Origin of the sequence: Paramagnetospirillum marisnigri, from assembly GCF_001650715.1 — a bacterium.
Lineage (GTDB): Bacteria > Pseudomonadota > Alphaproteobacteria > Rhodospirillales > Magnetospirillaceae > Phaeospirillum > Phaeospirillum marisnigri.
This window is the reverse complement of the sequence record NZ_LWQT01000098.1, coordinates 50,000-63,307: the sequence shown is the minus strand read 5'-3', so window position 1 is coordinate 63,307 and position 13,308 is coordinate 50,000. Positions and strand designations below refer to the sequence as shown.

The window sequence follows — 13,308 nt, the reverse complement described above, 5'->3', positions numbered from 1 at the left end:
TATAAATATTGTTTGAAAAATTAGTTGTGCGTGTTTGGCTAAGTATTCAATTGTATTTTAAAATAATCTCGGGCTATTTCTGGTTTTGCTTCATTTTTGCTTTGACGAAACCTTGTCAGGTGAACGCTGTATATTGACGGCGTGTCCCCGCTACATGTAGTATGCACAGTGGTGAAGTGTACCCGCCCCCTCTCTGGGTTTGGCGGGTGCGAGGTGGTGCACACTGTTTGATGAGGGTGGAATGGCAGATAACGCCATCGGCAAGGTCCAGACGCTGAACGGCCAGGCGGAGGTCGTTCACGCCGATGGGAGCAAGGCCGAGCTCCATATGGGCGACAGCCTGTTCCAGGGCGATGTGGTCAAGACCGGCCAGGGTGGCGCCGTCGGCATGATGCTGGCGGACGGAACCTCGCTGTCGCTGGGCGAAAAGGGCAAGATGACCCTGGACGACCTCGCCTATGACCCCGCCACCAAGACCGGCGAAGCCCATCTCAGCCTGCAGTCCGGTTCCTTCGCCCTGGTCAGCGGCCAGATTTCCAAGACCACTCCCGACGCGCTGTCCATCAAGACTCCCACCATGACGGTGGGCATTCGCGGTACCGGCCTTACCGGCAATTCCACCACCGTCGCCATGATGCAGGAAAAGGGCGGCCAGGCGGGCGAAGTCTTCATCCGCACGTCTTCCGGCGCCGCCATGACTCTGAATCGGGCGGGGCAGGGCGCCACCCTGTCGTCCACCGGTTCCCTGACCAGCGTGACCCTGACGCCGACCCAGGTGATGCAGATCGGCGGCACCGCGTCCTATACCCTGCCCAACGCCAATAATCTGCTGTCCAACACCTACAACAGCGCCGCGCAGCAGGTGCAGCAGCAGAACCAACCCGCGCCGCAGCAGACCACCCCGCCTCCGCCGCCGCCTCCGCCGCCGCCGCCCTCCAGCAATGTGACGCCGCAGGAGAAGACCGCCCAGGAAAAGGCGGTGGCGCTGAGCACTGCCGTGGCCAGGGTCGCCGATAAGATCGCCATCGCGCTGGGCCTCAAGAACGAGATTCCGCTGACCGATCTCAGCAAGATCGGTGCCCAGGTGGAGCGGACCGCCGACGAAAAGGTCGCCGAGGCCAAGGAGGTGGTCAAGGAGGTCGAGGCCAAGCTGGAGCAGCGGCTCCAGGATTTGAACATCTTCCGGCCGCTGCAGCAATTGCTGGCGGAGCTCAAGGAGAAGGCCAACGAGCTGCCGCCCCGGCTCAATGAGATCATCCGCGATGTCATCGATCCCGCCGCCCAGGCCAATGCCGAGGCGGCCAACGCCCTGGCCGCCATCAATGCTCCGGCGGGAGCCGCGACCCAGACCTATACCTTCATCATCAATAACCAGCAGGTCATCGTCGCCGTGGATTCGGCGGGTGGTCTGCTGGTCAAGGCGACCGCCGCCGCCGCCGCCGCCGCTAGCGCCAAGACCCTGGCCACCACTCTGGTCAACCAGATGGTGGACGCGGTCCTGACCGGCGACCATACCGGTTATGCCAGCCTCGCGGACAAGCTGGCCGCCCTGTCGGCCCAGGTTGACGCCGCCAAGCTCACCGCCAGCACCCAGGCCGGTCTGGCGGATCAATACGCCGACCTTGCCGTTCTTCTGGCCAGCCAATATCCCAATGCTGGCAATGCCGCCCTGGCCACCCTGGCCCAGTCGCAGGCCGCCGCCGCCAGCTTCGCCTATGTGGACAGTGCCGAGGACACGGCCCATGCCATTCTGGCCAATCCCAACGACGTCAAGGCCACCGCCCTGTCCGCCTGGGAGAGCGGCGCCGCCGAGGCGGCGCTGGACGCCGCCGGGGATTCCGTCACCGCCGCCCAGGCCCTGGTCAACACCGCCCAGGCCGCCACCGATACCGCCGTTGCCGCCATCCAGACCCTGCGTGATGGCGAAACCTCGGTCATCAACTCCTATCTGCTGGCGGTGGCCAAGCAGGCCGCCTACGACACAGCCGAATCCGATGCCCTGGCCCTGAAGGTCAATGCCCAGAGCGCAGTGGACGCCTGGGGCGCGACCTATCGCGCCGATCTGGCCGCCGCCTCGGCCAAGCTGTCGGCCGCCGTCAGCGCCACGGCGGATGCGCGCGCCGCCCTGGTGGGCGATCTGCTGCACGTCAAGACCTCGACCGGCACCTTGACCCTGGATGGAAGCGGCGCCGGACTGGCCCATGTGACCGGCATCCTCGATGCCAACGGCAATATCCTGGCCCTCAACCAGACCAATTACGACGCGGTGGTGGTGGGAACCGCCCAGGATGCCGCCACCTATCTCTATCTGGCCGAGCGTCTGGCCCAGGCCGGTGCCGATACCGCCACCGGAGATGCCGCCGGTTCCTGGACGGTGGCCGTGGCGGTGGCGCAGGCGGCGCAGGCCGCCCTGGATAGCCTGACCACCTCCGACGACACGGCGGTCGAGGCCGCCTCGGTGATCGTGTCCCAGGCCTCGGCGGCGGCCGTCAGCCTGCAGACCTATTATTCCTCGCTCTACAGCGTCTACAATACCGCCTATGTGGACGCGGCGGCCGATGCCGACGCCCAGCAATTGCTGACCGACGCCGCCGAGACGGCCTTCAATAATTATGAAGGGCAGATCACGGCGGCTCAGGATCTGGCATCCCAGAAGCTGGCTGACTCGCTGACCCTGATGACCTCGCTGGGCGAGGCCCAGGCCGACCTTGCCGCCGCCCAATGGTACTACGACATCGCCCATACCGCCGCGGTGACCGAGGCCAATGCCGACATGGCGACCGCCGTGTCCGCCGCCTCCGATGCCGCCGATGATGCGGCCAATGCCGCCGTGTCCGCCTCCACCGCCGCCGATGCCGCCTATGCGGCCTATAATCAGGACCCCAACTATTCCTTCATCGACGACAGCCTGACCGGCGCCGCCCTGACGGCGGATGCCAACAAGACCAATACCTACAAGGGCTATCTCCAGGCGGTGGAGGATGCCTATACCACCGCCCAGACCGCCTATCAGACGGCGACCGCCCAGGTGCTGGCCGCCCAGGCCGCCATCGACGAGGCCCAGACCTGGAACGTCTATACCAGCGCCATGGATGCGGGGCTGGAGGCGGCGCAGAAATCCGCCGCCGCCGCCCAGAAGGCCCTGGCCTCGGTCTCTGCCGCCCGCGACCTGGTGATCCTGACCGATCCGGCGCCGCAGAATGTGGTGGACGCCGCCAATGCCTCGGCCAATGCGGTCGCCCAGGCCAATGCCAAGCAGCAGGCCGCCGCCGCCGCCGCCCAGGCGGCGTCGTCCGAGCAGAGCGCCGCCACCGCCCTGGCCGCCGCCACCAATGCCAATACCCTGTACGGGGGAGGCGCGGGCGACGCCACCACCTATGCCCAGTTCCAGGCGGCCCAGACCGCCGCCGCCGCCGCCACTGCCCTGTCGGCTTTGGCCGATGGATTCCTGGCCGATGCCAACGCGGCGGCCAATCCGGCCCTGGCCATGGCCAAGGCGGGCGATCCCCAGCATCTGAAGACCAACACCGGCACGGTGGTGTTCAATGCCGCCGGGGTGCAGACCAGCGGCGACCTCAACGCCACCCTGGCGGGAACGCCGCTGGATGCGTTCTCGGCCGCCTATATGGCCAAGCTTCAGGCCACCGCCGCCAGTACCGCCGCCGATGCCGCTGCCACGGCGGCCGTTGCGGTCGCCACCACCGCCGCCAATGCCGCCCTGGCCGCCGCCGCCCAGGATGTCATCGATGCCGCCACGGCGGCGACCGCCGCCCAGACCCAGTTGACCACGGCCAAGACGGCCCTGACCAATATGAGTCTGGCCAGCAATGCGGCGACGCCGGTGGCCACCGCCGCCGCCGCCGCCCTGACGGCCAAGGACGCCGCCGATGCCAAGCTGGCCGATGCCCTGGTGCAGTTGGCCGCCATCAAGGCCGCCGCCGATAACGCCACCAGTCTTGGCGATGGGGTGACCACCCAGTCCAAGGCGATTTCCGACAAGGTCGGGCAGTTGGAGGCCCATGTGGCTTCGCTGCGGAAATCGGCGGAGCAGGCCGCTACCTGGTCGGATCAGGCGCAGCAGGTGGCGACCGCCGCTTCGGTCAAGCATGACGTGCTGGTCAGCGCCGCCGCCGCCAAGGAGGCCGCCGAGGCCGCCGCCAGCGAGGCCGCCGCCGCCGCCCAGGCCACTATCGACGCCCAGGAGGCGGCCCGCCAGCAGGCGGAAACCCAGGCCCATACCCAGGCCGATTCCTATGCCGATGACGCCCTGGTCCAGGCGGGCAACAGTGCCAAGCTGTCCGTGACGGGAACCGGAGCCAGCAAGAACGGATTGGACATCGCCAACAAGACCTATTGGGTCGATGGCGCGGCGCAGACCAGCGTCACCGTGACCGATGCGGTGACCGCTGAAATCCAGACCTATCTGGATTTCTGGGCGGGCAATCTGGATAAGGTCGCCACCGACGCCACTTTGGCCAAGACCTATGCCACCGCCGCCCAGGTGGATTTCGACGCCGCCGCCGCCGTGGGGCAGGGCTATCAGTCCGCCGCCGCCGATATCGCCGCCGCCTCGACGGCATTGAAAGTCGCCAAGACCGCCAGCGCCAATGCCGCCGCCCTGGCGACCACCGCCTCCAACCTGGCCGGGTCGGCCGATGCCTGGCGGGCGGGCACCCTGATCTCCGACCGCATCGCCTCGCAAACCGCCTATACCACCGCCAGCGATGCCTGGACCAGTGCCAAGGCGGCCAATGACTCCGCCGCCACGGCGGCCGCCGAGGCCCAGGCCGACACCAATGCCCCGGCCGTGGCCAAGGCCGCCGCCAATGCTACCCTGGTCAGCCAGCAGGACTCGCTGCACACCGCTCTGTCCAAGTTCCTGGAATCAGTGGGGCAGACACCCGCCTCTTCCTCCACCGCCGACCTGATCGCCGCCGCCAATGCCTATGTGGGGGGAAGCTCGCTGACCGTTTCCTCCACCGAGGCGGCGATCCGAGCGGCGATCACCACCAAATGGAACGCCACCCCGGCCGATTCCGCCGACGTGGTGAAGGCTGCCTGGCACGACGGCTATGAAGGGGCCTACAACGCCTACGACAATGCCAAGACCGCCTCGGACCAGGCCGATTCCGCCTATGCCTCCGCCGTGGCGCGGGCCGCGTCGCTGCAGGCCGATGCCGATGCCGCCGCCGCCGCCTATACCGCCGCCCAGTCCAATCTGGCTTCGGCTTCCGCCAATCAGGCCGCCGCCGAGACCCTGGAAGTCCTGGGCGAGGCCACCGCCGAGAAGCAGGCCGCCACCTTGCTGGCCGAGGCCCTGGCCGCCATCGACGCCGCCCTGAATGACGGAACCGTCGGAGCCGCGCACGAGGCGACGGATGCCGCGACCCATGCCGCCACCGCCGCCACCGCCGCCGCCGATGCCGCCGCCGCCCTGGGCAATAGCGTCACCGTCGCCGCCAAGGTGACCGAGGCTTCCACCGCGACCGATCTGGCCGAATCCGATTACGACAATGCCGCCGCCGCGGTCACGGCGGCGGAGGCGGCTCTGGTGAAGGCCACCAAGGCTTTGGCCTGGGCGAGCACCAGCATCGCCAATCTCGCCGACGCCATTCCCCAGGCCAAGGATGCCTGGTTGCAGGCCCAGGCCCAGGCGGAAGCCGATTACGCCAAGGCCACCGCCTTCGCCGCCGAGGTTCGCCAGGATTCCGACCTGGCCTATGAGCGCTGGCAGGACGCGGAAAAGTCGCTGGCCCAGGCGCAGGTGGTGGCCGCCCAGCAAGCCGCCCAGGATGCCATCGACATCATTCCCGCCCAGACGGCCGCGGCGGATGCCGCCACCCAGGCGACGGCGGCGGTCACGGCGGCGACCAGCGCGGTGACCAGCGCCGCCAAGGCGGCCACCCTGTTGAACGGTGCCGCCGATGACGGCTCGGGCGTCACCGATGTGCTGAGCAAGTTCAATACCGCCTATTCGGACGGCGTGACCCGGCTGGGCAATGCCGTCACCACCATGAACAATATCTCGTCAACCGCCCAGGCCAGTTACGACCAGGCGGTGCTGGACCACTACAACGCCAACAACACGCCGTTCAATGGCAGTGTGGCGGCGTTCAAGGCGCTGAACGGGGGCGCGACCTATTCCGCCGCCGCGACCGCCGCGGAAACCAATGATCCCATCACCCAGGTGTGGAAGGCGGCCCTGACCGCCATCTCCAATGCCTCCGAAGTCTCCACCGCCTCGTCCGAGATCGGGGATGCGGCGGGAAGCATGAACGGCGTGGTCAATCAGATCGAGACCGCCGCCGGAACCCTGATCCTGAGCGGCAACGGCATCGGCTTCGCCAATGTCACCGCCATCAAGGACAGCCAGAATAACACCCTGGCCCTCAATTCGGGCAATTACGACACGGTTTTGGCCGGTGCCGCCTCCAATGAGTTGGCGACCGCCTACAAGGCGGCGGTGGCCGCTGCCTCGGCTTCCACCTCGGCGTCCACTTACCTGGCGACCGCCCAGGCCAAGGCGGGCGATTCCACCCATCTCAAGACCAGTGCCGGGACCATTACCCTGGATGGCTCTGGAACCGGTCTGGCGCATGTGGTTTCCATCGTCGACGGCTCGAACAATCCCCTTGCCATCAGTCAGGGCAATTTCGACACGGTGCTGGCCGGGACCGCCACCGACGCCGCCACCGCCAAGTATATCGCCGCCGCCACCTCGGATCTCAATACCGCCAAGGCCGCCGCCGTCCTGGCCTCCAGCCTGGCCAAGGAGGCCGCCGACGCCGCCTCCGCCGCTCAGGCCCAGGCGACCGTAGCGGCGGGCAAGGTCTCCGACGTTGCCGGTTTGCAGAGCTCCGTCGGCGACAGCGTGGGCGGCCTGTCGACCATGATCTCGGCCGCCGTCAACAAGGCGGTCAGCATCACCGCCATCTCCACCGCCGATGCCTCGTTCGAGGCGGCGACGGCTGGTCATGCCGCCATCCAGGAGGCGAAGAATTCCGTCGTCTCCTCGGTGGGCACCAGCGGCACGGCGGGGACCGAGGCGGCCAAGTTCGCCTCACTCACCGCCCTCTACAACACCTGGGTGGTCAACCAGACGGCAGCCAATTCGGCGGATGCCCAGACCCGGGCGCTGATCGAATCGCTCTACAAGCAGGCCAAGCAGGCCGACGACCTGATCACGACCTCGAAGGCGCTGGCGCTGGACCTGTTCGACAAGACCGGGTCTTCGCTGGATGCCGTCGGCCAACTGGCGGCGGCGACCACGGCCAAGACCGCCGCCCATGTGGCGGGTATTTCCGTCTCCGACGCGGTCAAGCTGGGGCAGGAAGCCGCCAATGCCGCCGCCCAGGTGGCCCAGTACAAGACCGCCGCCCTGGCCGCCAAGGCGGTGGTCGATGCCAATATCTCCACTGTCGACGTCAAGCTGACCGCCGCCCAGACGGCGGGGACGCTGCTGAGCACCGCGACCACGGTCAAGGGTTTCGCGACCACCGCCGCGCAACAGGCGGCCCTGGCCGCCCAGTACGAAGCGACCGCGACTGCCCAGGCCGCCACCGCCAAGTCGGAAGCCACCCTGGCGGCGGCCGATGCCATGGCCGCCTTCGCCGGAGGCCTGACCCAGACCCAGATCGACGCGTTGGTGGCGAGTTCCGCCGCCCATGCCGCCTTGGCTCATACCGCCGCCCTGGCGGCGGATACGGCGAAGGGGAATGCCCTTGGCGCCTATAATGCCGCCGTGACGGCGAAGAATTCCGCCTCGGATGCGGCGGGAGGGCTGTCGGGCGAGACCGCCATCGCGGCATATATCACATCCGCGACCAGTTCGGTCGCCACTGCCTTGACCTCGAAGGACAACGCGGCGGCCTCGTATAACGCCGCCGCCGCCGCCGATACCAAGGCGGCCGCCTCGGCCACCGCCGCCTCCAGCGGTGCGGATGCCGCGCGGGCCGCCGCCATCGACAATATCGAGACGGCCATTTCCGCCCAGGCGACCGCCTCCGAAGCGGCCAAGACCGAGGCCCTGGCCCAGAAGACCGCCGCCGATGCCGCCTATACCGATACCCATACCCGCCTCGGGACCATCATCGGCCAGATGCAGGCCTATATCTCGTCGCATCCCAGCATCGACACCAGCGTCCTGACCACCCTGATTTCCAAGGCGACGGCGCTGGACACGTCGGCCACCACGAAGTCCGGTGATGTCCTGGCGGCCTATAATGCGGTGGTTTCCGCCGATAGCGGCCTGGACCAGAATGTCATCGATATCGGTGTGCTATCCGCCATCGGAACTCCCAGCGCGGGCAACGTCACCTCGGCCCAGGGTGAGGGCAGCGCCTCGGACACCCTGGCGCAGACCGCGACCAACCAGTTGGCCATCACCAAGGCCGCCGCCCAGGCTGTCCTGGCGGCCAAGAGCAATGTCGCCGCCATCGAGAACGCCTTCACCCAGTTCCAGTCCCAGGTGAATCAGACCATCAAGGCGGCCAATGCCGCCGCCGTCCAGACCGCTGCCGCCAATGTCGCCGCCGTTGCGGTCAACGATACCGCCTCGGTGAACGAGAGCGTCGGCAACACCGTCAATTCGGTCACCATCAATGTGCTGTCCAACGACAAGCATCTGAGCGGCACCGCCTTCGGTCCGGGAAGCCAGGGTGGCGGAGCCACCATCACCTCGGAATCCGTGGTGCTGACGGCGGTGGGAACCGCCGCCCATGGCAAGGTGGTGATCAATGCCGACAACACCATCACCTATACGCCGGACAAGTATTTCTACGGCACCGAAACCATCACCTATACCCTGACCAATACCGCCGCCCTGAGCGTGACCCAGACCGACGCCGCGGCCGCCACCCTGAGCAAGGTCAGCTCCGCCACCGGCACCCTGACCATCACCGTCAACCACGTCAACGTGGCGCCCACCATCGCCAATGTCACGGTGGTCGGGCTGGAGAACACCTCGGGCTCGTCGGCGCTGTCCATCAGTGCGTCCACCTTCACCAACGCCTTCACCGACCTCAACCAGGGTGATTCCCTGGCCAAGATCAAGATCACGGCGCTGCCCTCGGAAGGCAGCCTGCTGCTCAGTGGCGTGGCCGTCACCGCCGGTCAGGAAATCGCCATCGCCAATCTCGGCAACCTGACCTATCGGCCGGTGCTGTATCACAACGGCAACTTCACCTTCTCGTGGCAGGCCTCGGACGGGCTGCTCTATTCCGCCACCGCCACCGCCACCCTGTCGGTCAAGCCGGTGGCGACGGCGCCCACCATCACCACCGTCAATGCCACCGGGGTGGAATACACCTCGTCGGCGACCCAGATTCCGCTCTCCATCTCGGTGAGCAATCCCGATACCAGCGACACCATCAGTTCCATCACCATCACGGGCGTGCCCTCGGGGGCCAAGCTCTACAGCGGCAATACCCTGCTGACCGCCAATGATGCCAATGCCTATGTGCTCAATCTGGCGCAGTTGAGCGGCCTCAAGCTTGAACCGGTCCAGTATTCCCATGCCGGTATCGACCTGACCATCACCGCCACCTCCACCTCGACCGGGGCGGGGGCCACCGCCACCAAGCAGGGGGTGGGGACCCTGCATATCGACGTGACGCCGGTGGCCAGTCCGGTCACGGTCACCCTGGCGACCATGTCGGTGACCGAGGGCGGCGCGGGGGGCCAAAGCTTCACCCTGCCGCTGACCTTCGACAAGCCGGACACCAGCGACACCTTGTCCTGGGTGAAGATTTCCGGCCTGCCCAGCGGGGCGAGTCTGAAGTCCGGCAGTACCACCCTGCTGCCCACCAACGGCACCTTCACCCTGTCGGCGGCCGATGCCGGCAAGACCCTGACCATGACCACGCCGGCCTATTACAACGGCACGGTCAATCTCAACGTGGTCGCGCTGACCACCGACGGCACCGATACCGAGACCGTCACCACCACCAAGAGCTTCACCATCGCCCCGGTGGCGACCGCCCCGACCCTGACCGCCAGTGGCCCCAACGGCTCGGAAGGCGCCAGCGGCACCACCATCCCCTTGACCATCAGCGCCACGACCCTCGACACCTCCGACGCGGTGGCGGTCAAGATCAGCGGCCTGCCCACGGGCGCCACCCTGTCCGCGGGCTCGCTGTCCAACGGCACCTATACCCTGACTCCGGCGCAGTTGAGCGGCCTCAGCCTTCACACCCCGGCCTATTTCAACGGAGCCATTAGCCTCAATGTGCTGGCCGTCGCCAGTGATGGAGCCGCCAGCCAGTCTTCGTCCACCAGCGTCAATCTGACGGTGGCGGCCAATGCCACCCTGCCCACCATCACCGCCACGGCGGCCTCGGGCAACCAGGACACCAGCATCCCGCTGTCGCTGTCGGTGGCCGATCCCGATACCAGCGATAGCGTCAGCGTCACCATCACCGGCATTCCGTCGGGGGCCACTTTCAGTGCCGGAACCCTTTCGGCCGGAACCCTGACCCTGACCCCGGCCCAGTTGTCGGGTCTGGTGATGACCCCTGCCTCGGGCTATTACGGCTCCTCGACCCTGACCATCCAGGCGACATCCACCGATGGTGGCGACACCGAAACCGCCACCCAGACCATGGTGGTGGATGTGCTGCATCCCAATGAGGCGCCGACGATCAGTGCCGATACCGGCATCGGCTTCAACGGCACCGCCGCCTCGGTGATCCAGACCACCCTGGCCAATCAGGTCGAACTGTCGGTGGGCGACTTCACCATCGAGGCCTGGATCAAGACCACCGGCGTCAACCAGGGCATTGTCACCAAGGGCGACAACAGCGGCACCTGGACCGAGGGCGGGCGCAGCTTCTTCATCGACGGCGGCGGTTATCTCAGCTTCGTCGGCTACGGCAATAGCTACATCGACGGGACCGTCACGGTGAATGACGGCCAGTGGCATCATGTGGCGGTGGTCTGGGACTATTCCGGCTCAGGCTCCGCCGGTGTCGGCAAGATCTATGTGGACGGTGTCGACCGCAGCTCGGGGTCCAACACCTACGCGGCGGGCAACGCCGATATCGCCACCGACACCATCCGCATCGGCCAGGGCAACTACTTCGAGGCTCCGAATAATTTCGCGGGCCAGATCGACGATGTGCGTATCTGGAACGTGGCCCGTAGCGGAAGCCAGATCACCGACAACCGCTTCCAGCAGATGCCGCTGGACACCAGCGGTCTGGTCGCCAATTTCCGCATGGACGAGACCAGCGGCACCCAGATCACCTCGACCAATGGCAGCTATACCGGCACCAGCACCACCGCCTTCAGCCGATTCGCGGGTGGTGAGGATGAGGCCATCTCACTATACGGCATTTCCGTCGCCGATTCCGACGCGGCCGGGTCCGACACGGAAAAGCTGACGCTGAGCACCACCCATGGCAGCCTGACCCTGTCCAGTTCCACCGGCCTGACGGTGACCAGCACCGCCCACGGATTGGAACTGACCGGCACCATCGCCAATTTGAACACCGCCCTTCAAGGCCTGAACTATCGTGGTGATTCGGAGTATTCGGGGTCCGACACCCTGACTCTGACCATGAATGACCTGGGCCATTTCGGCACGGGCGGCTCGAAGACCGCCACGGCCAGCTATGGCATCTCGGTCGTCTCGGTCAATGACGCGCCGACCCTGACGGGGACGGCGACTCTGACGGCCATTGCCGAGGATGCCAGTTCTCCGGCCGGGGCGACGGTGTCGTCGCTGTTCGGCGGCAATTTCACCGACCCCGACAGCACCATGGCGGGCGTGGCGGTGATCTCGAATGCCGCCACGGTGGCCATGGGCAAGTGGCAGTTCTCCAGTGATTCCGGCGCCCATTGGCAGGATGTGGGGACCGTGGCGGATGGCGCGACGGCGCTGGCGCTGTCGGCGGCCAGCAAGCTTCGCTTCCTTCCCGGTGCCGACTACAACGGCACGCCCACCGGGCTGGGCGTTCGCGCCATCGACAGCACCTATGCCGGGTCGTTCTCGGACAGCGCCACCAGTTCCGCCGTCACCGTCGATACCAGCGTGACGGGGGGCCGCACCTCGCTGTCGTCGGGAACCGTCGTGCTGGGGACCAGCATCACCGCCGTCGATGACGCGCCGACCGTCAGCTATTCCGGTGGCTTCGTCGCCAGTGGCAACCCCACCACCGCCCATCTCGCCAATGCCAACAACCAGGACTATTCCTCGGCGGCGGCATTGTCCGATGGCAGCTTTGTCGCGGTCTGGTTTGGCAATAGCAGCATTGCCGGAGCCGACACAAGCGGCATCTATGCCCGGCGATTCGCCGCCGATGGCACACCGTTCGGAACCCAGGAAACCCTGGTCAACGCCACCACGGGAGGATCCCAGGTGCGCGGCTCGGTCGCTGCCCTGAATGGTGGCGGTTTCGTGGTGACCTGGGACGATAGCTCCACTGTCTTCGCCCAGCGCTTCACCGTCGGTGGCGACGGCACGCCCAGCGCCGTGGGGCCCGAGATCACCGTTCCGACCAACCTGGTTGGAATGCAGGCCTATCCGGCGATTTGCGGCTTGACCGATGGCGGTTTTGTCGTGGCGTTCACCACCGCCGACCCGGCCACCGGGGACAGTGATAACGGCGTGGCTTTGCAGGTTTACAACGCCAGCGGCACCAAGGTTGGTGGCGAAATTCTCGCCAATTCCAACATGTCTGGCTCGCAATATATGCGTGCCGGGGCCATCGCGGCCCTGCAGGACGATAAATTCGTTGTGACCTGGGAGAGCAGCGGCGCCATCAAGGGACAGGTGTTCGCGGTGAGCGGCGGGACCGTCAGTCCGGTCGGCAATGAAATTACCGTCAACACCGCCGGTACCAATCTGGAACCGCGTGTGACCGGCCTGGCCGATGGTAGCTTCGTGGTTGCCTTCATGTCCGATGGTCAGCCGGGGGGCAACTGGATCGACATCGCCGTTCGCCATTACAGCGCGTCCGGCAACCCGCTCAATACCGTGGGCAACGGCAATACGGGTCATGAGATACTCGCCAATGTCTCGGTGACCGGTGAACAGAAGCCTCCAGCCATCGTCGCCCTACCGGATGGTGGCTACGCGGTGACCTGGATTACCACTGTCAACAGCGTCAACGAGGTTCATGGTCGGACGTTCAATGCCGACGATACGCCGCGTGGCGACGAGTTCACGGTGGGAAGCGGCGCCGAGTGGTTCCATACCATGGGGCTCGCCGCCCTGCCGGACGGCAGCTTGGCCGTCGTCTGGGATTTGGCCGCCAATGGGCGTGATATCATGGTCACCAAGCTGGGGAGCTCGGGCACCGCGGCCTCCCC

1 protein-coding gene (running past one end of the window) is annotated in these 13,308 nt (G+C 66.5%); it reads left to right on the top strand.

Going from position 1 to position 13,308, the window contains the following annotated elements; genetic code table 11:
- Positions 1-241 precede the first annotated feature (241 nt).
- Positions 242-13,308, top strand: the beginning of a protein-coding gene (locus tag A6A04_RS22515) for a LamG-like jellyroll fold domain-containing protein (RefSeq protein ID WP_068495258.1). Its footprint extends 24,280 nt past the window's final position; the window shows 13,067 of its 37,347 coding nt (coding positions 1-13,067); its start codon is at positions 242-244; the stop codon falls past the right edge of the window.